Origin of the sequence: Pseudomonas sp. HMSC08G10, assembly GCF_001808425.1 — a bacterium.
Classification (GTDB): domain Bacteria; phylum Pseudomonadota; class Gammaproteobacteria; order Pseudomonadales; family Pseudomonadaceae; genus Aquipseudomonas; species Aquipseudomonas guariconensis.
Genome location: NZ_KV793314.1, coordinates 14370 through 35742, shown reverse-complemented (window position 1 = coordinate 35742; position 21373 = coordinate 14370). Strand labels below are relative to the sequence as shown.

General features: G+C 55.8%; 18 protein-coding genes. 12 read left to right on the top strand and 6 right to left on the bottom strand.

What is annotated here, in order from left to right; all coding sequences use genetic code 11:
- The first annotated feature begins 744 nt into the window (after positions 1–744).
- The 6 genes from HMPREF3173_RS15800 to HMPREF3173_RS15775 all read left to right on the top strand — a co-directional run bounded on the left by HMPREF3173_RS15800 (position 745) and on the right by HMPREF3173_RS15775 (position 7391).
- On the top strand, positions 745–1383 hold the full coding sequence (locus tag HMPREF3173_RS15800; protein ID WP_011953077.1) for a TnsA endonuclease N-terminal domain-containing protein: 639 nt from the start codon (positions 745–747) through the stop codon (positions 1381–1383).
- The gene (locus HMPREF3173_RS15795) at positions 1364–3061 is read left to right on the top strand and encodes a DDE-type integrase/transposase/recombinase (protein WP_256544514.1); all 1698 of its coding nucleotides are present in this window, start codon (positions 1364–1366) and stop codon (positions 3059–3061) included. Before HMPREF3173_RS15800 ends, HMPREF3173_RS15795 begins: the two co-directional genes overlap by 20 nt.
- A gap of 258 nt (positions 3062–3319) precedes the next feature.
- Complete coding sequence (locus tag HMPREF3173_RS15790) at positions 3320–4279, top strand: TniB family NTP-binding protein (RefSeq protein WP_010951429.1); 960 nt, start codon at positions 3320–3322, stop codon at positions 4277–4279.
- A 75-nt stretch (positions 4280–4354) separates the two neighbouring features.
- Positions 4355–6271 (top strand): TniQ family protein, encoded by a 1917-nt coding sequence (locus HMPREF3173_RS15785; protein WP_010951430.1) that lies wholly within the window; start codon positions 4355–4357, stop codon positions 6269–6271.
- A 56-nt stretch (positions 6272–6327) separates the two neighbouring features.
- Positions 6328–6687 (top strand): histone-like nucleoid-structuring protein, MvaT/MvaU family, encoded by a 360-nt coding sequence (locus HMPREF3173_RS15780; protein ID WP_010951431.1) that lies wholly within the window; start codon positions 6328–6330, stop codon positions 6685–6687.
- Between the two features lie 371 nt (positions 6688–7058).
- Complete coding sequence (locus HMPREF3173_RS15775) at positions 7059–7391, top strand: DUF2790 domain-containing protein (protein ID WP_011953079.1); 333 nt, start codon at positions 7059–7061, stop codon at positions 7389–7391.
- Positions 7392–7488: 97 nt separating this feature from the next.
- On the opposite strand, the gene HMPREF3173_RS15770 is transcribed toward HMPREF3173_RS15775, so the two are convergent.
- The 6 genes from HMPREF3173_RS15770 to HMPREF3173_RS15750 all read right to left on the bottom strand — a co-directional run bounded on the left by HMPREF3173_RS15770 (position 7489) and on the right by HMPREF3173_RS15750 (position 12369).
- The gene (locus HMPREF3173_RS15770) at positions 7489–7944 is read right to left on the bottom strand and encodes a DUF411 domain-containing protein (RefSeq protein ID WP_070574396.1); all 456 of its coding nucleotides are present in this window, start codon (positions 7942–7944) and stop codon (positions 7489–7491) included.
- Positions 7934–8713 (bottom strand): c-type cytochrome, encoded by a 780-nt coding sequence (locus HMPREF3173_RS24055; RefSeq protein ID WP_083300076.1) that lies wholly within the window; start codon positions 8711–8713, stop codon positions 7934–7936. Before HMPREF3173_RS24055 ends, HMPREF3173_RS15770 begins: the two co-directional genes overlap by 11 nt.
- A 9-nt stretch (positions 8714–8722) precedes the next feature.
- The gene (locus HMPREF3173_RS15765) at positions 8723–9838 is read right to left on the bottom strand and encodes a copper resistance protein B (protein ID WP_070574394.1); all 1116 of its coding nucleotides are present in this window, start codon (positions 9836–9838) and stop codon (positions 8723–8725) included.
- Entirely contained in the window at positions 9828–10151 is a 324-nt protein-coding gene (locus tag HMPREF3173_RS15760) for a hypothetical protein (protein ID WP_012269845.1), read from the bottom strand. Before HMPREF3173_RS15760 ends, HMPREF3173_RS15765 begins: the two co-directional genes overlap by 11 nt.
- Before the next feature lie 14 nt (positions 10152–10165).
- Positions 10166–11980, bottom strand: coding sequence for a copper resistance system multicopper oxidase (locus tag HMPREF3173_RS15755; protein ID WP_026031903.1), 1815 nt, complete (start codon positions 11978–11980; stop codon positions 10166–10168).
- Positions 11981–12162: 182 nt separating this feature from the next.
- Positions 12163–12369: a co-regulatory protein PtrA N-terminal domain-containing protein gene (locus HMPREF3173_RS15750; protein ID WP_011953085.1), complete on the bottom strand. Its 207-nt coding sequence runs from the start codon at positions 12367–12369 to the stop codon at positions 12163–12165.
- A 166-nt stretch (positions 12370–12535) separates the two neighbouring features.
- Between HMPREF3173_RS15750 and HMPREF3173_RS15745 the strand changes: the two genes are divergently transcribed.
- From HMPREF3173_RS15745 to HMPREF3173_RS15720, 6 genes are all read left to right on the top strand, one after another.
- On the top strand, positions 12536–13213 hold the full coding sequence (locus tag HMPREF3173_RS15745; RefSeq protein ID WP_011953086.1) for a heavy metal response regulator transcription factor: 678 nt from the start codon (positions 12536–12538) through the stop codon (positions 13211–13213).
- Positions 13213–14619, top strand: coding sequence for a heavy metal sensor histidine kinase (locus HMPREF3173_RS15740; protein ID WP_011953087.1), 1407 nt, complete (start codon positions 13213–13215; stop codon positions 14617–14619). Before HMPREF3173_RS15745 ends, HMPREF3173_RS15740 begins: the two co-directional genes overlap by 1 nt.
- Positions 14620–15089: 470 nt before the next feature.
- Entirely contained in the window at positions 15090–16343 is a 1254-nt protein-coding gene (locus HMPREF3173_RS15735; protein WP_011953089.1) for a TolC family protein, read from the top strand.
- A complete protein-coding gene (locus HMPREF3173_RS15730; protein ID WP_011953090.1) occupies positions 16340–17806 on the top strand; it encodes an efflux RND transporter periplasmic adaptor subunit in 1467 nt (488 codons plus the stop codon). Before HMPREF3173_RS15735 ends, HMPREF3173_RS15730 begins: the two co-directional genes overlap by 4 nt.
- Positions 17803–20961, top strand: a complete 3159-nt coding sequence (locus HMPREF3173_RS15725) for an efflux RND transporter permease subunit (protein ID WP_070574392.1) — start codon at positions 17803–17805, stop codon at positions 20959–20961. The genes HMPREF3173_RS15730 and HMPREF3173_RS15725 overlap by 4 nt, the downstream gene beginning before the upstream one ends.
- Positions 20958–21305, top strand: coding sequence for a copper-binding protein (locus tag HMPREF3173_RS15720; RefSeq protein ID WP_011953092.1), 348 nt, complete (start codon positions 20958–20960; stop codon positions 21303–21305). The genes HMPREF3173_RS15725 and HMPREF3173_RS15720 overlap by 4 nt, the downstream gene beginning before the upstream one ends.
- The last annotated feature ends 68 nt before the right edge of the window (positions 21306–21373 follow it).

Below are 21373 nucleotides of genomic sequence, written 5' to 3'. Positions count from 1 at the left end.
GCCTTCGCGGGCTTTTTTTTGCCTGGAATTCCTGCCGGGGCGCCCTACTCCGCTCATTGGAAAATGATGCAGATGGGGGGATTTGAGGAAGTGATTTGATGGGGCGCTGGAAGTGCTGAGAGGGTCGGCGGGCGGATCTGAGCAGCAGAGAGATTGAGAGGACTTTAAAACTAATATTTGAACACCTTAATAGTTAATTAAGCGTACGTGTTAAGTATTAATTTGAACAATTTAGTATGGAAATGGAATTTGGTGGAAGTTGCCATTTTGGATTTTTTGTAGATTTCGAAGGGATGTTGGAATAAGATCTATGACCAACTTTTCCGCTTTGCACTGAAGATTTTCAGCCAAATCAGCTGTTTGAAGCGAGAGCTTCAGACCTGATCCAAATTGCTCCAGCGATCACGAAGTGGCCGTTTAGAAATAAAGAGAGCAAGCCGATTGCTTTAGATTCTGATCAGTCATGAGAGTCATGACCAATGAGAGAAAAGGAGACCTGAAAATGTAGAAAAACGCGATCAATCCCGAGAGGACTGACCGCGCTTAGCGAAGCAGACTTGCGTCCTCAGAACCCGCAATGTCTGCTTTTTCGAAGCGACTGTCAATCCTCTCCCATTTTTTCGACCTTAGCGAGGTTACTCGACGGCACAGTGTTGCCTGTCGAAAGGCCTCACTTCGCCCGCCCTGCGCCTTGATTTTTTGGCGCAGCGTCGGCGCTCGTTTCGAGATTTTCGGAGGTGTTTCATGACAGTACGAAAGGTGGTCACGCGGCGGTCCAACCATTACCGCGGCTACTTCCCATCGCTCAAAAATAAAAAGCCTGTGCCCTGGGAGTCCCAGCTCGAAGGCGCTCTTTTTCGGCTTCTTGAGCTGTCTCCTGCGGTCATCGGCTACGTCCCGCAGCCCAGTGAGGAACGTGTTCCATCGCTCCAGGGCTACTTCAAATATTACCCAGACGTACAGGTTTTCCTCGCGGATGGGCGCGAGTGGTGGTTTGAAGTGAAGCCTCACGACCGACTGAAGATTGCCAGCGTCAGGCAGCGACTGGATGCCGCTGAGCGCTACTTCAACGCCACTGCCCGTAACTTTTCGGTGATCACTGAAAAGTTAATTGAAGCTGAACCCCTGGCTACCAATCTTAGAAGGCTGATGTATCACCGGCGCGGTCCAGAGCTTTCGCATCAGGCGTTGGAGGAGGTAATGGCGACCTTCAACGAATGGCCGCCTATGACCGTTGCAGATCTGCTCTACGTGGTTGGTGAGGGGAAAGCCTGGCGCTTGTTAGGCCTTGGGGTGGTGGGCATTGACCTTGATAGGTCAATTGACACTGACTCCCCGGTCTTCCTGCAAGGGGGGCACCGTCATGCAAACCTTTTCCCTTAGGGTGAAATTGGTCGTCATCGTTCGTGGCGTACTGATGGTGCTTGAGAAGAGGCTTATTGACCGGAAGCTGCTCTTTTTCGATGAGCTTGGTGAGCCCACGAAGCTATCCGAGAAGGAGTTCTATGAGGCCTACGAGAAGCGCGAGATCGAGATCTCCGCTGATCAGCCATACCTTGGGAGGGTTCCGTATGTGCGGAACGTCCCTCCAGATATTTCATGCTTCCCCAAAAAACATGGAGATGAGGCATTGCGTCGACGCAAGTATCTGGACGACCTAACTAAGCGCGGTAAATACAAGCTACCGGGTGACGAAGACATGATCAAGAAGCTTAGAGATATCGCCAAAAAGATTGGGGATGCGTGCGCACCCTCGGTTTCCACTATTCGACGTTGGGCAGCCAAATACATTGGCCAGAACGTAGTAAAGCTTATCCCTCAGCATGCCAAAAAGGGTCGGGCTGCCGCGATACAGGGAGAGCTCGAAGTTATTCTTGAAGGGGTGATTAATAAAACCTACCTGCAGGATACGATTCCAGCGGTCAGCGTGGTCGTTTCAGAATTCGAGGATCAGATAAAAGAGAGGAACAAAAGTCGTTTGCCTTCGGATCAGCTCAAGATCCCAAGCGGAATGACTGTCCGAAGGTACATCGCCAAGCTGGATCCGTACCTTGTGGATAAGGAGAGGCTCGGAAAACACGCAGCAGACAAGAAGCACCGTGTTGCGGCGGGTGTCCTACGTGTGCATGAGATTTTGGAACGTTGGGAAATTGATCACACCTTGTTGGACGTCCAGCTTGTGGATGAAACCTCGGGGCTGTGCATTGGGCGCCCCTATCTGACGATCGTCCTCGACCGCTTCTCTCGAATGGTGATGGGATATTTGCTCCACCTGTCGGCGCCAAATACGGAAACCGTGCTTCGTGTGATCGAACGCTCAATCCGTCCAAAAGCCGAATTGCTGAAGCGCTTTCCGAAAGTGAGAAATGAATGGTGGGCACGTGGGCTGCCGGCTCGAATAGTCCCAGACAACGCAGCGGAATTTCACGCGGGCGATCTCATCATGGGATTCAACGAGTTGGGTATCGAGATCATGTATCCCGCTTCAAGGGCCCCTCAAAGGAAAGGTGCCGTCGAACGCTTTTTCAGCACACAGAACCTGGGGCTTATCCACAACCTCCCGGGTACCACCTTCTCGAATATCCAGCAGCGTGGCGATTACGACTCGGAGAAGAATGCATGTTTCACGCTCCCTCAATTGGAGGCGGTGGTAGTGAAATGGATCGTCGATGGTTACCACCAGACTCCTCATCGGGGGCTGGACAACAGAACACCGGCTCAAGTCTGGGGGACTAGCGAGGCGAACCATGTCATCAGCCTTCCCGTCGACCTGGACTCGTTGGAGTGCATTCTGGCCAAGCGGGCCTCGGTGAAGGTTCACCATTACGGCATCGAGGTTGCCAAAGTGGGCTACCACTCTACGGAACTTGCTGAGCTCCGTATGCGTTTGGCAGACGGAGAAAAGGTAAACGTCCGCTATCGAGACGAAGCCGGGCACGTTTGGGTTCACGACCGCTTCAGAAACTTGTTCTTCAAAGTGCCCGCCAAAGATGAGCGAATGGCCGGTAAGAGCAGGGAGGTGTGGAAGGCTGCCGAGAAAGCGCTGCGAGAAAAAATATAATGAGCAGCCTAGCTTCGAGGCTACGCACAGGTGCTACCAGGAAATTATGGAAGATGCAGACGAGGCCCGCCGTTCGCAGACGCTCAGAAAACGACGCGCAGCTGCCATAGCGAAAATCGACAAGGAGGGTCGAGTGACCGAAAGCACGCCTCCACCCAAGGTACTCGCTGAAGTGGAATGGACCGGTGACTCTATTCCTAACATTCCGCCAGCAGCCTTCAAGGTCTCGGTTCGTCGCCCTGCTGGGAGTTCTAAGCCATGAACGCCATCAATCTGTACGAATGCTACGAGCATGGTGAATACAGCTTTACGCTCCGCGATCGTTTTATTCACAGCCCTCAAGTCGAGCGAGCGTTGACGCGACTAGGCGATATCCACGGCGATAGTCGGCGTACCAGAGCAAGTAAAGGGTTGCTGATCCAAGGTCCAAGCGGAGTGGGCAAGAGCACATTGGTCAAGGAGTACATTCGGTCATTGGAGGAATTGGAGAGCCATGACCCACAGAAGCGGACAGTTCTGTTCGTCGAGATGCCTTCGTCTCCAACCAAAAAGAACCTGGCAGCAGCCATTTTGGCAGAGCTGAAGGATCCCTTCGCAGAGGCACGAGGACATTCGGCAGAGGTTAAATTTGCGCGAGTAGTCCTGCTGCTGAAGAACCTTGGCGTGGAGATGTTGGTCCTCGATGAGGCGCAGCACCTGGTCGATTATCGTCGTAATGGTGCGTATGAGGCAGCAGACTGGATCAAGAGTCTGATGAATGAAACCAGTATCGCGTTTGTTCTGATTGGGCTGAAGCGCACCGAAAATCTCCTGCTAGCAAACGAGCAACTGCGACGCAGGTTTTCGGCCACGGTGGCATACGATCGCTTCACCTTCTCCGCTAATACGTCTCTTCATTTCGTGATGTTGTTGCAGGCAATCGAGGGCGAACTGCCTGTTCAAACCATCAGTTTTGTAGAGCCAGCGATGATTAAACGCTTCTACCTGGCTTCCTATGGATTGATCGACTACCTCATCAAGATTGTGGACAGGGCTGTTTGGCTGGTTCAAGTCCAGGACCTTGTCGGGATTGAACTTCCTGTGCTGGCCCAGGCTTTTGAAGACGAGGTTTGGAGCTACGCCACCGAGGATCGAAACCCCTTCAGTGCGAGCTTCAATTTCCAGCCTCTGTTCGGGAAGCGGGAGCCGTTTGAGACGTTCGAAGAGAGCAGTACCTGACGGCCAAGGGCCGGGCTTATCGGCCCGGCTCTACTCCCCTGATTTTTATGTCTTCGATTTCATGGATGTGTAGGAATGTTTGGTCTTTTAATCAACCCACGACCACACCAAGACGAAAGTCTTTTGGGGTACCTGCAGCGCCTGGCGAAAGCCAACGGATTACCCAGAAAGGAACTGCTCACCGCCTTTGCACGAGCCGACGAGACCGATGTTGCGGACTGGCTGCAGATGATGGAAGGACCACTGAGCTGGCCTGCGGTATCTGCTGAGTTTCGTGATCCAAGGCCCAAGGGGGTCAAGTTATGGACGACTCATCACGCTCGTTACTGTCCGATCTGTTTGGGCGAAGCCGGTTATTGGAGAGAAAGCTGGGGCTTGACCCTGGTTACGACGTGTTCTGTCCACGGCACTGAACTCCACGGGCGGTGCCCCAACTGTCTGAAGGAAACCGATCCAAGCGCAATGAGTGCGAATAGTTGCCAAGCGTGTGGCACCTCATTGAGTGGGACCAATTTTGAGATCGCGCCGGCGAGTGATACGGCCGCCTGGCTCACCTCTGGCTTTGAAGATAGGTTTTACGCCGACTCGTTGCCAGCTGACGCGGGATTGGCGGCCCTCACCTACGAACAGTTTCACGAGTTGTCATCGCGTCTCGCTGTCAGAAGTTTGCCTACGGAAAGAACCCAGCCGCTGAAGGTTGCTGATTCGGGTTCGCTAGAGATATCGCGGCTTATGGCAAACGCGGCGGGCGTGGTTCTCATGAACTGGCCTCTCGCATTCAGAGAACTGCTGAGTGGCCTCAAGGCAGTCCATTCCGATAACGAACATTGGACGCTCAGCAGATCGTTCGGCCCGATATACCACGACATCCACCGTGATCTGGATGACTCTTGTTTTGACTTTCTTCGTCGAGAGTTCGAATCATTTCTGCAGCATGCGTGGGAAGCACCGTTAGCGAAGCGAAATCGCAATTTGAGTGAGGAGACGATTGAGAGACATCGTTGGGTGTCGTTCGATTCTGCTGCTGAAGCTTGTGGTCTCGGGGTATCAGTCATAAAACGCCTTCATCAGGAGGGACAAATCGCCTATCGGGAGAAGGTCCATGAAGATCGAGTCTTTACGGTCGTGGACCTGGATCATTTGAAGGCAATCTCGCAGCATCTCCAGGGCGTGGCTGATATGAAAGAAACCTCGACTTTGCTAAGCCTCTGTCGCAATCGGGTTAGGCAGCTGCTAGCTGGTGGTACCCTCCAGTTCTTTGGTGGAGAACCGCGCCCAGGCGAAAGGTGGCTGATTGACTGCCGCTCGATCAACGAATTGATTGATGAGAAGCTGCCTACCAGCTCTGACCAGAGCCTGGTGTCGATCAACTACTTGGCCAAGCATTCTCTGCCCAAGGGGGGTGGGTTGGTCGAGTTGGTTCAGGCAATACGTGCAGGTGAACTTCGCGCTTACGGCCCAGCTGAGAATGGCTCGGTTGCGGTAGGGGCGTGGTTACTCAAGCCGCAAGATTTTGCAGCGTGGCAACAAGCCCGAGCTGAGAACAAGAGTCCGGTCTTTCCCGGCCTGTCGGTAGTCAAGGCTGCTGCGCTGTTAGGCGTCAAAGAACAATGCGCATACGCGTTCGTTCGACTGGGTCTGCTATGGAGCACTGCTGTCGAACGAGGCCGGCGTACGCAATTGATGGTTAAGCCTCAAGCCATCGACAGATTCAGGCGTGGCTATATCTTGGGACCGGAGATTGCGGTGTATTTGGGGAAGTCGACCAGGGAGGCGTTCAAGCACCTTTGGGAGGCCAGGTTTCGCCCCGTTGCGGGGCCATCCATTCCAAACGCGGCTTGCCGGCAGTACGTTTGGGTAAGAAGCAAAAAGCTGATCGATTACCTCGCAAGTGAAGCCGCCCAGATCGACGATCCTGAAGCCATCACGTTTTTATCCACACCGATCGCTCAGCCTCGTGATTGCCGATTCAGGCATGTGGGATCAAGATAGTTAGCACGCTTTCTTTCTTGATTGCTAAAATCATCGAACCCATTTTGGAGAATCTTATGTCCCGTCTCGCTGAATTCCGCCTGCTCGAACAACAGCTCGCAGCCCAACTGGCGGAGCTGGAAGCGCTGAAAAATGACTCTGCCCTGAAGCAGGAAATGGAATTTGAAACGAAGCTGCGCAGTTTGCTCAACGAGTATGGCTACGGCCTGCGCCAAGTGGTGCTGATCCTCGATCCGCAAGCGGTGGCTTCCACTGATATGGCCCCAAAAACCTCTCGGAAACCACGCGAAGTGAAGGTCTACAAGAATCCACACAGCGGAGAGGTTGTTGAGACCAAGGGTGGTAATCAGCGTACGCTTAAGGCCTGGAAAAACGAGTATGGCGCTGAGGTAGTCGAGTCTTGGCTCGCCAATTGATTGCACTGCAGGCGGCTTCTGGCACGAGATGAATCGTGGTGCGCCCCGAATGCAAATTCCCATTCTGGGGCGTGACGAAATTTTCTGCGGGTGGTGGATTTAGAGAATTAAAACTGTCGCTAGAGGGTCCCGTCTTTCGCGGCCTGCAGCCATTTGGAGAGGAAACGCAAAACTGTCGCAATCACCCAAAACGCCGGTTCAGACTGATTCGCTAGAGAATTAAAACTGTCGCAGCCTGAAACGACGCGGCTTTCACGTGTATTCAGAGCCATCATTATCGATAGCCTGCTTACAAACATGTAATTCCTGGATCACGTGGATGACAGCTCCCAGTCGGTAAGCTTCACTCATGTCTTCATGGAGTAACAGAAATGAACACCGCTAAAAGCATTGCCGCCCTCATGCTCGTAATCGCCTCCTCATCCGCTTTAGCTGAAGGAGGATCTGATCGCTTACACGGAAAGATGATTCAGGCAAATGAGCAAGCAATGCGTGCCTACGCCGCTGCCAATGGAAAAAAACCACCTGAAGTGATCCATTATCGCTACGGAATGAAACTGGATGTGGCGAGAGTTATCAGTATGACTTCGCTCAAAGGTAGCTGCGACGTGATGCCGACACAGATGAATTACGAGGACTCAACAGGTGAGTTGAAAATCCTCGAATATCGCTCTGCTGGAATTAACTGTAGAGGTCAAAACTGACCGAAGGGACAGGGTAAGTCTTGGAGTAAGCTGACCACGACCAGCGCTGCAGCTGGTCGGCTGGCCGGCAGAAGCCCTTCCCCCGGGGCATCTTGCATTACGTGTCAGGATAACTGGCAACTACTTGATCGTCCCCACTCTTGGTGAGGCCGATGACTTGATAGGCGTGTTTCATGCCATCAACCTCCATACCTGGTGAGCCAGCGGGCATGCCAGGTACCGCGACGCCTGCCAGGTCGTTGCGCTTTATGAGCTCCTGCACCTGGGCTGCGGGGACGTGACCTTCCACAAACTTGCCATCGATAACCGCGGTGTGACACGAAGCCAGCCTCGGAGCTACTCCTAGCTCTTGCTTCACCGCCCTCATGTCCGTTTCAACGTGGTCGACGACCTTGAAGCCGTTTGCCTCCAAGTGCGCTATCCATTTCTTACAGCAACCGCAATTAGCGTCCCGGTGCATATCGATAGTCAGGGGCTCCGCAGCAAAGGCGGCTGAGGCGATTAGAAGTGACGCTGCGGTACTTAAACCGAGGAAGCGGCGCTTACTTGTCATGAGTGTGCTCCTTCCCGTCTTTGTGCACATGGGTTTTGGGAGTAGAACCTGTGTGGTGGTCCGAGTGCGCCTCGCCGGACTCGTGTTCACCGTGGTGCTCCGCTACTGATGAAGACTCCGAATGCGAACTGCCATGATCATGACTTTCCTCAGCCACGCCGTTTGCTGCGGAATCATCATGATTTCCATGACCTGATTTCGCACCACCGTGTTGGCCTTCATGGTTATGCATATCGCTTTCGCCACCGCCATGTTGGTGACCACCACTGGAAGCGACCATCATCTGGTACTGCTCAGCATTGAGTTGCGGTAGCTGGTCCAGGAACGCGACGATTCCCCAGATGTACTGGTCGTCCATGCTCTTACCCCAGGCTGGCATGCCTGTCGCTTTGATACCGTGCTTGATGGTCCAAAACGCAGCAGCAGGGTCACCGCTTACACCTATCTCGGTGAGGTTTGGTGGGGATGGGTATAGGGCTTGGCTGAGTTCAGTTTTCTGCACCCCAGGAGCGAGGTGGCATCCGATACACATGGCGTTGTAATTGCCTGCCCCTGCTTGGATAAGAGCAGGATCTTTAAGATCTGGGACCTCAATGTCGCGTGCACGGACTTCAATTGATCGATCACGCGCCATGGCCAAAAACGCATGTACAGCGGGGAAGTGCGGGTCATCCGCACCAACGTTCACGAGACCGAAGTAAGCGGCGCCAAGCACTGCAGCGCTACCAACAGCACCCGCCGTCACCAGTGTTGTAATTGTTCTTTTCATATTGAGTTCTCAAAACCACATCCGAATACCGGCGACAAAGCGAGCTTCGTCCACATCCCCACCTTCATCTCGGATGAAATCGGCGGTTTTGCCGTAGGAACGGCTCCAAGTGACACCTATGTACGGTGCGAACTGGCGGACAATTTCGTAGCGCAGCCGCAGCCCAACTTCCGTATTTGCCAGGCCAGAGCCGACGCCGCGATCCGGATCGTTCTTGCCATAGAAATTGGCCTCAGCAGTTGGCTGAAGGATCAAACGATTAGTCAGCAGGATGTCGTATTCACCTTCCAGACGGGCAGCGGTCTGACCGTTCTCACCGATAAACGCCGTGGCTTCCGCTTCGAAGTCATACAGAGCCATGCCCTGAATACCGAACGCGGCCCAGGTCTGGGGATCTTCCGGTTTAAAGTCCTGCCTGACGCCGGCGACTACATCCCACCATGGACTTACGGAGCGGCCATAGAGGAGCTGCAGCTCAGCATCTTCAGTCACACCATTGGTTCGTTCACCTTCCGAGCGAATCCAGAGCCTATTGATATCGCCGCCCACCCAGCCGGATGCATCCCAAGCAAGCGTGCTACCTTCATCGGCATCTTGGTATTCCAGTTGGTCTAGCAAGAAAAAGCTGTTGAACCCGCTGTCATCCATTTTGTGCCCGTCAAGCGGGGGGAAGGCAGCCTGCCGGTCGGCATCAGTCAGCACCGGGATTGGCGTACGGCTGGTCGGGGTCGGCGAATCAGCGTTCCCGTTTCCCATCGTGGAATGACCCATCGCGCCATGATCCATGCCTTCCATGGACCCGTGATCCATGCCTTTCATGCTTCCATGGTCCATCTTGCTGTGGTCCATCGAGGCGGGTTTCGCTTTGGGCTGGCCATGGCCCATTTTGCTGTGATCAACGGGTGCAGGTTGCGTGGGTTGCTTGCTCGCGCCCATCTGGCTGTGGTCCATGCCCGGCATCGCAGCCTGTGATGAGGCGTGGTCCATCTGCATGGCACCGTGGCCCATTGCCGAGTGGTCCATTCCGGAATGATCCATTTCAGCGGCGAAGCTGGGCGAAACGCCCAGCACACCTAAAGAAACGGCGAATGCCAGCAGCGATGGTCGTGCAACGCTATTGGCCATTTTTCCCTGCCTTAGCTTTGTCGCTGCCATGCGATTCCATCATTTTGCTGTGATCCATTCCTTCCATGGAACCATGATCCATGCCCTCCATAGAGCCATGATCCATGCCTTTCATGGAGCCGTGATCCATGCCTTCATGGTTCATGCCCTGGGCTTGCTTGCTCTTCGAGCCGTTCGATTGCGCCGCGTTGGACGACTTTTGAGAGTGCTGATCATGGTTGTCACTGGACCAGGAAGACGGGGCGTACACCGCGAGCAGGCCAACCATCGCGGCAGAGAGGAAAAAGGCGCTTCGTTTCATTGGTTTGCTCATCTCGTATCTCCAGTTCATTCGTCCACGCGGACTTCTCGGAACATGCCCATCTCCATGTGGTACATGAGGTGACAGTGATAGGCCCAGCGCCCGAGTGCATCTGCGGTTACGCGATAGCTTCGTTTCGAGCCAGGCGGCATATCGATCGTGTGTTTTCGCACCATGAAATTGCCGTCCTCATCCTCCAGGTCACTCCACATGCCGTGCAGATGGATGGGGTGAGTCATCATGGTGTCGTTGACCAAGGTAATACGCAGGCGCTCGCCGTACTTGAGCCGCAGCGGCTCTGCGTCAGAAAACTTGATCCCATCGAAGGACCAAGCGAACTTTTCCATATGCCCGGTAAGGTGCAGTTCGATTGTCCGGCCAGGTTCCCGGCCGTCAGGGTCGATGAAGGTGCTACGCAAATCCGAATACGTGAGAACCCGACGCCCGTTATCGCGAAGCCCGATCCCCGGATCGCTCAGCTTTGGCGTAGGGGTCATGGTCTGCATATCGACCAGAGGGTTGTTTGTTTCGGAGGCGGGATGGTTCTGCATGGCACCGCTGGCGGCCATATTGCTTTGGTCCATACCGGTCATGTTGCCGTGGTCCATGCCAGCCATCTTGCTATGGTCCATACCGGCCATGCTGCCGTGGTCCATGCCAGCCATCTTGCTGTGGTCCATACCGGCCATGCTGCCGTGATCCATGCCACCCATGCTGCCGTGGTCCATCCCCATATCACTCATGGAGATGAGAGGCCTTGGATCTACAGCCGGCACCGGTGCCTGCAGGCCCTCACGGACAGCCAAGGTACCCCTTGAATAGCCGGTGCGATCCATGGATTGAGCAAAGATGGTGTAAGCCTGCTCGTTTTCAGGCTCGACAATGACATCGTAGGTTTCAGCAACGGCAATCCGGAATTCATCGATCGACACTGGCTTAACGTACTGACCGTCGGCTGCGACAACCGTCATTTTCAAGCCGGGGATCCGCACGTCGAAATAGGTCATCGCCGAGCCATTGATAAAGCGAAGCCGGATTTTCTCCCCTGGCTTGAAGATTCCCGTCCAGTTCCCATTTGGCGCCTGGCCGTTCATGAGGTAGGTGTAGGTGTGCCCGCTCACGTCAGCGAGATCGGTTGGGCTCATCTTCATCTCGGCCCACATCTTTCGATCGGCCACAGCAGCAGACCAACCTTTCTCGCTCACGTCGTCGACGAAGTCGCCAACGGTGCGCTTGTGGAAGTTGTAATAGTCCGACTGTTTTTTGAGCTTGGACATAACCCGCGCCGGGTCTTCGTCGGTCCAATCACTCAGCATGACGACATAGTCACGATCGTAGGTGAAAGGCTCTGGATCCTTGGCATCAATCACCAGCGCACCGTAAACACCGACCTGCTCCTGGAAGCCCGAATGGCTGTGGTACCAGTAGGTGCCGTTCTGGTGGACCTTGAACTTGTACTCGTACATGCCGTCGGGAGCGATGCCATGGAAGCTTAGACCCGGCACGCCGTCCATATTCGCCGGCAGGATGATGCCGTGCCAGTGGATGGACGTGTCCTGCTTCAAGCGGTTGCGAACCCGTAGCGTGACCGTGTCGCCTTCGCGCCAACGGAGTATTGGTCCTGGCAGCGAACCGTTGATGGCCATCGCCGTTCGAGCTGCCCCGGTAATGTTCACCGGGAGCTCCCCGATGTACAGGTCAAAATCGGTGCCGGTCAGTACGTTAGGCTGGCCAGGGCTGGTTACGGCCCAGACCGGCGCGCGCCACATGCCCAGCCCACCCAGTAGTCCGGTAGCAGCCAGGCCTTTGACGAATGAACGTCTCGTGGTTTTGCTTTGCATGCCGTTGCGTCCAATCAGGTAGATCGCTGATATCCAGACTGCGGGATCCGCAGCCATCTGGTTTCAATTGAGCTCCCCCAAGCCTCGTAGACTTTCGCCAAAGCACAAGGATTGCGGGAGGCAATACCCCGAAAGCTGACATAGTTCAGATTCCGGGGTGATTACATTTCTGTAAGCTAAGCTCAGCAGCTCTCGTGGCCGGGGTGCTTTTGGCTTTGGGCGGTAACAGGAGCCTCTGCTTTTTTCTCCTGAGCAACCTGGTAAGCCTGCATGGAAGATGCACGTGCAGCTTCCATCCTGGCGAAGGTGCGATCCGCGCCGCCTTCAGCCAGGGCGAGGCTCGCCATGCCGAAGGTGACTACCATCACAATCGCTTTGATCATGTTCATTTGCGTTTCCTCTAAGGGTCAGTTTCGCCTGATTGGCGCCGTTCACAGTGCTCAAGCTAGCTACCCGGCACTGTCAGCAAGCTGAGCCCGACATTACTTTTCCGTCAGCTTCTGGTTGGGTGCCTTTTTTGCTGCACACTGAAGGGCATCCAAGGGGGCGCAGCAGATGAAATTACTCGTAGCCGAAGATGAGCCAAAAATCGGGGCCTACCTGCAGCAAGGGCTGACGGAGGCAGGCTTTACCGTCGATCGTGTGGTCACAGGGACCGACGCGCTGCAATACGCTTTGAGCGAGGCGTATGACCTGCTGATTCTTGATGTAATGATGCCGGGGCTAGACGGCTGGGAGGTGCTGCGGATGGTACGTGCGGCAGGGAAAGAGGTCCCAGTCTTGTTTTTGACGGCCCGTGATGGCGTGGACGATCGCGTGAAAGGGTTAGAACTCGGGGCTGACGATTACCTGGTCAAACCCTTTGCATTCTCGGAACTGCTAGCGCGTGTGCGCACTTTGCTGCGAAGAGGCAGCAGTGGCTATGCTCAGACCACTATGAAGATGGCTGACCTGGAGGTAGACCTGCTTAAGCGCCGGGCCACCCGAAATGGCAAGCGGATCGACCTCACAGCCAAGGAGTTCTCCTTACTGGAACTACTCATGCGCCGACGCGGCGAGGTACTGCCGAAGTCCCTGATCGCATCGCAGGTGTGGGATATGAACTTCGACAGCGACACTAACGTGATCGAGGTTGCTGTTCGTAGGTTGCGGGCCAAGATTGATGACGATTTCGCCCCCAAGCTCATACATACAGTTCGTGGCATGGGCTATCTGATGGATGTTCCCGAGTAATGCGCGCCCAATCGTCGCTCGTTAAACGCCTTACCCTCATGTTCATGTTCGCGGTCATCGCCGTATTGGTCGTTGCCGGCGTGAGCTTCTACATGCTCAGTCAGCACCATTTCCAGATGCTGGATGAGCAAGCCCTGGCCGAGAAACTCGAATCCACCCGGCACATCCTTTCACTTTCAGCAGCACGTGATGAACTTGAGGATCAGGAGCCTCAACTGCGTGCTTTGTTGGGGGCTCATCAGGACCTTTCTGCGGAGATTCTTGATGCTGACGGTACTGTCCTGTTCTCGGACTCCAAGGCATCCCGCATCCCTGAGCGCTTTAAGCAGGCCTCTTCTGGCGCCGTTTGGGACTGGCAAATCGACTCGCGGAACTTCCGGGGGATTACCTCTCAACTGGCTATAGCGCAGGCGCAGGCGCCGGTAACAGTCATGTTGATGCTGGATGTCACCAGCCATGCCCACTTTTTCAAGACGCTGCAATGGTGGTTCGGCATTGGCTTGGTCATCAGCGCTCTGGTTAGTGCAGGATTGGGGTGGATCGTGGCCAAGAGCGGTCTTCGGCCGGTTGGGCAGATCACCAAGGTGGCGACATCCATGTCTGCCCGGTCCCTTCGCGAGCGAATTCCATTGGAGCCCGTGCCGCTTGAATTGCAGGAGCTGATCCTCTCCTTCAACGGAATGCTTGCACGCCTGGAAGACGCGTTCGTCCGGCTATCAAACTTCTCAGCCGACATCGCACATGAGCTGCGGACTCCGGTAAGTAATCTTCTGACGCATACCGAAGTCGTTCTGACCAAAAAACGCGACCTCGATGCCTACGAAGACAACCTCTACTCCAATCTTGAAGACCTCAAGCGCATGTCGCGCATGATCGATGACATGCTGTTCCTGGCAAAAGCTGATAACGGCTTGATCATCCCCGAGCAGGTTGATATCGATCTGGTCGGGCTAGTGTCCAGACTGATTGAGTACTACCAGCTTGCAGCCGAAGACCGAAGCATTCGGCTTGCCCTTCAAGGCGAAGGTACGATCCGTGGTGACCGGCTAATGATTGACCGGGCGGTTTCCAACATTCTATCCAACGCTTTGCGCTATACCCCCGAAGGCCACGATATCGCCGTCCGGATTGTCGAGGCGGCTGATCAAGTGAACCTGTCCGTCCAGAACAATGGGGCCACGATTGATCCGGAACATATCAACAAAATCTTCGACCGGTTCTATCGCGCTGACCCTGCAAGGCGGGAAGGAAGCCCAAGCAACGCCGGCTTGGGTCTGGCCATAACGCGTTCGATCATCGAGGCTCATGGTGGGCGAATTTGGTGTACCTCCGCTGACGGCGTGACGAGTTTTCACATCGCTCTGCCGCACGCCAAACAATCCACTTCCAAGCCTCAAACGGCTTAATGCTCATTTCATGCGTGTAACCTATACTCGGCCATCATGAACCGGCTCCTACGACTGTTCACCATCCTGCTTCTAATCGCATCGCTTCCTCTCAACGGCATGGCGGGAGTCGACTCAGCCATTGAACCATGCCCCATGCAAACCATGGGGATGGAGATGATGGCGGGGATGGATCACGATTGTTGCCAGGATACTGATCCAGGATCAGCTGCCGACCACTCCAAAGCCTGCAAAGTGGGCCAGGAGTGTAGAACCGCGAGCACAGTTCAGGTCGAAATAATTAACCCCACGCTCACCTATTCTGCGCCTAGGCCAGTAGATACCTATGCGGTGAGCCTCGTAAACAGGGCGCCTCCTGACCCTTGGCGGCCACCCCGCGCCTGATTACCTCTTAAATTCACCCCATCGTCCTGTTTTGCAGCCGGATGATGGCATGCGCTTGCGCGCTGATTTTTTGAGGAATCATTTCCATGACTCCCCCACGTTACCGATTAGGGATGGCATGTCTGGCCGCTCTGATCAGCCTGTTGTCGACGTTACCGGCTCAGGCTACACCGTTGTCTCTGGAGGAAGCGCTTCAACTTGCCGAACGCAATGCCCCCATCCTCCAGGCCAGGCAAGAGCAAATGACGGCCGCTCGACACGCTGTGATCCCAGCAGGCGAGCTGCCTGATCCACGTCTCAACCTAGGAGTGCAGAACCTTCCTGTTGACGGCAGTGATCGTTGGAGCATGAACCGCGATTTCATGACGATGCAGGTTGTCGGCCTCTCCCAGGAAGTACCAAACCGGGACAAGCGGGAGGCACGAGTTGAGACGGCACGAGCGAGCGTTGAGCGAGCCGATGCAGAGGCGGTGTTCGAGCGCTTAAAAGTGCGTGCTGCCACAGCCCAAGCTTGGGTCGCGGCGTACACCGTTCAACGGAAACTGCAGCAGTTTGAGGACTTCTACAAAGAAAACCGTCTGTTGGCCGCAGCAATCCGCGCACGCCTGGCCGGCGGTACCGGCGCGACGGCCGACGCACTTGCTCCTGACCAGGAAGCTGCGCAACTCGATGAGCAAAAAGATGTTCTGCTCACACAGGCCGCTCAGGCACGGGCTGCACTCAAGCGATGGATTGGAGAGGATGCTGATCCGCAAGCTCAAGCATTTCCGCGCTGGCCAGTGAGCGCGCCGGACTATCTACACGCTATACATGCACATCCAGAATTGGCGACCTACAACGCCCTTACGCGGGAAGCACAAGCTCAAGTGCACCAAGCCTTGGCAGAAAAGAAGTCGGACTGGGGGTGGCAGGTGGATTACCAGCGGCGCGGGCCTGAATTCAGCAATATGGTGAGCCTGCAGGTAAGTTTCCAACTGCCCTTGTTCGCTGGCTCACGGCAGGACCCGATGATCGCGGCACGTCGCGCACAAGTCCGGCAACTGGAGGACGAACAGGAAGCGGCATTGCGTGAGCATAAAGCGCAGCTGGAGACAGATCTTGCGGATTACCAGCGATTGCAGCGAGCAGTGCAGCGCAGCCGTGAAACATTGTTACCGCTAGCGGAGGATCGAGTCCGCCTCGCCCTTGCTGACTATCGAGCCGGTAAATCACCCTTAAGTGAGGTTCTCACCGCTCGACGTCAGCGGGTTGAAACACGACTGCAAGACATCGATCTGCAAGGACAGTTGGCCGCGACAGCTGCACGGCTGCACTTCGCGTATGGAGAGGTGCGCGCATGAGAAATTCAACTATCAGCCTTGTGGTATTGGCCGCGTTGGCTATCGGCGGTGGCGTTGGCTATCAGCTAGCAAAGCGTGGGCAGGTGTCCACTGCCTCCCCTGAAACGCTACAGAAGGTGCTGTATTGGTATGACCCGATGTACCCCCAGCAGCACTTTCCAGCACCGGGCAAGTCGCCCTTCATGGACATGCCACTGGTGCCGAAGTACCAGGAAAGCACCGCTGCTGAGGTGAGCCCCGCAGTTCAAGTTTCACAGGGGCTCCAACAAAACCTGGGGGTCCGTCTGGCTACCGTAGCGAAAGGGCAGCTTGCTCGAACCCTCCAGGTGAGCGGCGTGCTTACCTTCGATGAGCGGGATTTTAGCGTTCTGCAGGCTCGTACCGGTGGCTACGTCGAACGCACCTATGGCCGCGCTACAGGCGACGTGGTTGCCAAGGGCGCCCCATTGGCAGATGTGTTGACGCCTGAATGGGCGGGCTTGCAGGAAGAGTACCTGGCGCTTCAGCGATCTGGGGACAATGAATTGCGCGCTGCAGCTCGGCAACGACTACTGCTGGCGGGTATGCCTGCCGATCTTATCAACCGGATTGACCGTACGGGAAGGGTCCAGAATTCGGTAACGCTCTTGGCCCCAACAGCAGGCGTCCTTCAGGCTCTGGAATTGCGGCCAGGCATGACAATGACACCGGGTGCAACGTTGGCGAAGATCAATGGTATCGCGAACGTCTGGCTTGAGGCCGCAGTACCTGAAGCGCAAGCCCAAGGCCTACAGGAAGGACAGGCAGTGCAGGCGAATCTGGCAGCGTTCCCAGGCGAACCTGTTCCCGGCAAGCTGACCGCATTGCTGGCTGATGCGGATCTGCAAAGCCGCACCTTGCGGCTTCGTATAGAACTGCCCAACCCCGGCGGCCGGTTGCGCCCAGGCATGACCGCGCAGGTTTCCCTCCATCCGTCCGGGCAACAGGATGACAGCCTACTGGTGCCAGCCGAGGCGATCATTCGGACGGGGAAACGCGATCTCGTAATGGTGTCAGAAGACGGAGGTCGATTCCGGCCGGTGGAAGTAGTGCTCGGCCAGGAAAGTGCTGGCCAGGTGGTCGTGCTGCGAGGCCTTCAGGCGGGCCAGCGCGTTGTGGCGTCCGGGCAGTTTCTGCTGGACTCCGAAGCGAGCTTGAAAGGTATCGAGGCCGTTACTGCTGGCGATGCTCCACTTGCGCAACCTGTACAGCCGGCTCTACATCAGGCCAATGGGCGCATCGTTCAAATAGAAGGTAATCAGCTGACCATCGCTCATGGACCGTTCGTGACGCTGGGCATGCCTGGTATGACGATGACTTTCCCTGTGGCAGATCCCCGCTTGATTGCCGGACTCAAGGTTGGCGAACGCATCCGGTTTGGAGTGCGCGAGCGCGATGAAGGCATGGTCATCGAGCAAATAACCCAGCAGGAGAACCAGCCATGATCGCGAACCTGATTCGTTGGTCGGTTGGCAACCGCGTCCTGGTCCTGCTGGCAACACTGTTTGCCGTAGCTTGGGGCGTTTTCTCTCTGCGCAGTTTGCCGATCGACGCGTTGCCTGACCTGTCAGATGTGCAGGTGATTATCCGCACCTCCTACCCAGGGCAGGCACCGCAGATCGTGGAAAATCAGGTGACATATCCCCTGACCACCACAATGCTTTCCGTACCCGGAGCCAAGACAGTGCGGGGCTTTTCAGCATTTGGAGACAGCTTCGTATATGTGTTGTTTGAGGACGGCACAGATCTCTATTGGGCGCGGTCCAGGGTGCTCGAATACCTAAGCCAGGTTCAGTCTCGATTACCGGCGTCCGCTAAGCCAGTGCTCGGACCCGATGCCACTGGTGTAGGCTGGATCTACCAGTATGCGCTGGTGGACCGCAGTGGTACCCATGACCTGGCACAGCTGCGCAGCCTTCAGGACTGGTTCCTGCGCTTCGAGTTGAAAACTCTTCCGGACGTTGCCGAAGTGGCGACGATAGGCGGGATGGTCAAGCAGTACCAGGTAGTGCTCGATCCGCTGCGCATGGCCAGCTTGGGAATCACTCAAGTTGAGGTTTCGGACGCCATCGCCAAGGCCAATCAGGAAACCGGTGGCGGCGTGCTCGAACAAGGCGAAGCTGAGTTCATGGTAAGGGCTTCCGGCTATCTGAAGTCACTCGATGATTTCCGAGCCATTCCCCTGCGCCTGGCTGCGAAGGGTATACCCGTAACACTGGGCGATGTAGCCACTGTACAGCTGGGCCCTGAGGCACGTCGCGGCATCGGCGAGCTTGATGGACAGGGCGAAGCGGTGGGCGGCTTAGTAATTCTGCGCAGTGGCAAGAATGCGAAAGATGCCATCGCTCACGTCAAATCCAAGCTTGAATCGCTGGAAAAAAGCCTGCCTGCCGGGGTCGAGCTGGTCACTACCTACGACCGTAGCCAGTTGATCGATCGTGCTGTGGAAAATCTGAGCCAGAAGCTGATTGAAGAGTTCATCGTGGTCGCACTGGTGTGCGCTGCATTTCTTTGGCATCTGCGCTCATCGTTGGTCGCCATCGTCTCGCTTCCGGTTGGTGTCCTCATTGCCCTGATCGTCATGCGCCACCAGGGCATCAACGCCAACATCATGTCGCTTGGGGGCATAGCCATTGCAATCGGTGCGATGGTGGACGCCGCTGTGGTGATGATTGAGAACGCGCACAAACGGGTTGAGGCTTGGCATACGTGGCACCCTGGAAAGTCGTTGCGTGGCGAAGATCATTGGAAAGTGATGACTGAGGCAGCAGTCGAGGTCGGGCCTGCGCTGTTCTTCAGCCTCATGATCATTACGCTGTCCTTCATACCGGTATTCACCTTGCAGGCTCAGGAGGGAAGGCTGTTTGCGCCCCTCGCATTCACCAAGACTTATGCAATGGCAGCAGCAGCGGGCCTTTCGGTTACCCTGGTACCCGTGCTGATGGGGTACTGGATTCGGGGTCGTTTACCGGCAGAAGAGCGCAACCCACTCAATCGAACCCTGATACGGCTCTATCGCCCAGCATTGGAGATCGTTCTACGCCGGCCAAAGCTCACGTTGGCGGGTGCACTGTTGATTTTGCTCAGCAGTGTCTGGCCCCTGAGCCAGCTCGGCGGCGAATTCTTGCCGCCACTGGATGAAGGCGATTTGCTGTACATGCCGACTGCCCTGCCAGGTCTTTCGGCGCAGAAAGCCTCTGAGCTTTTGCAACGTACGGACCGGCTGATCCGAACGGTACCGGAGGTCGCCAGTGTCTTCGGTAAAGCGGGCCGGGCTGAATCAGCGACCGACCCGGCCCCGCTGGAGATGTTCGAGACGACTGTCCGACTTAAACCGAAGGATCAGTGGCGAGCAGGGATGACCACTGAGAAGCTGATCGAAGAGCTGGACCGTACCGTGCAGGTACCTGGGCTAACCAATATCTGGATCCCACCGATTCGAAACCGTATCGACATGCTCGCAACCGGTATCAAAAGCCCGATCGGCGTAAAGGTTGCCGGCAGCAATTTGAATGAGATCGACCGGGTGACTCTGGCTATCGAGAAGGTGGCCAAAACGGTTCCAGGGGTGACTTCCGCCCTCGCCGAGCGATTAACCGGTGGACGCTACATCGATCTGGATATCGACCGCCAATTCGCAGCGCGTTACGGCCTGAACATTGCTGATGTCCAAGCGATTGTTGCCGGCGCCGTTGGGGGCGAAAACATCGGCGAAACCGTAGAAGGCCTGGCGCGATATCCCATCAGTGTTCGGTACCCACGGGAGTGGCGTGACTCTGTTGATGCCCTGCGGCAGCTACCGATTTACACCAGCCAAGGGGGGCGAATCACACTGGGAACCGTGGCACGGGTGCGTATTGCGGACGGTCCACCCATGCTCAAGAGTGAAAACGCGCGCCCCTCGGGCTGGGTGTATATCGACGTGCGGAGACGGGACCTGTCCTCCGTCGTTGCCGACCTGCGCCGGCTAGTCGATCAGCAGGTGAAGCTCGATCCTGGCATAAGCTTGAGCTATTCCGGGCAGTTCGAATACCTGGAGCGCGCCAATGCGCGCTTAGCATGGGTAGTACCGGCGACGCTGGCCATTATTTTCGTCCTTCTCTACCTCACGTTTGGCCGCCTCGGTGAAGCGCTGCTGATCATGGCTACCTTGCCATTTGCGCTAACCGGCGGCGTATGGCTGCTGTACATGATGGGCTACAACCTGTCGGTGGCCACGGGTGTCGGTTTTATCGCCTTGGCTGGGGTCGCAGCAGAGTTTGGAGTCATCATGCTGATCTACCTCAACAATGCCTGGACTGAACGAAACGGCAACGGTACGCAGGGGCAACCTGCGCTTCTGGATGCTATCCGCGAAGGGGCCGTGCAGCGCATCCGCCCCAAAGCCATGACCGTAGCAGTGATCGTCGCAGGCTTGATGCCAATCCTCTGGAGTAGCGGTACCGGCAGCGAAGTCATGAGCCGGATCGCTGTACCCATGGTCGGCGGCATGCTCACCGCGCCTTTGCTCTCACTATTTGTAATCCCTGCGGCTTACTGGCTCGTCAGGCGCCGCGGACTCGCTGTACACGATAACCCCCAAACAGGAGTAACCCGATGAAGAAGCTACTGATCAGCGCTGGCCTGGTGTTCGCCGTTGCGGCGGCGGTGCAGGCCCAAGACATGTATGGCACGGATATGAAGAATATGCCCATGGAAGGCAACGAGACCCAAGGCAGCCAGGCGGCTCCGACTGCATCGGCTGAGGGAACCATCAAAGCTTTGGAACCAGGTAAAGTTACCTTGGCGCATGGACCAGTATCAGCCCTGAAATGGCCGGCAATGACCATGGGCTTCAGCGCTACCGAGCAGCAACTCAAGGGACTCAAGGTAGGCGACAAGGTCAGCTTCGATTTCCGAATGAATGGGGGCACAGCGACGATCGTAGGCATTCGCAAGCAGTGACGGATTGACTTCTAACCCTGCCTATTAGAGCTGATAGGCAGGGTCATTTAGCCAAACTTTGGAAAAAG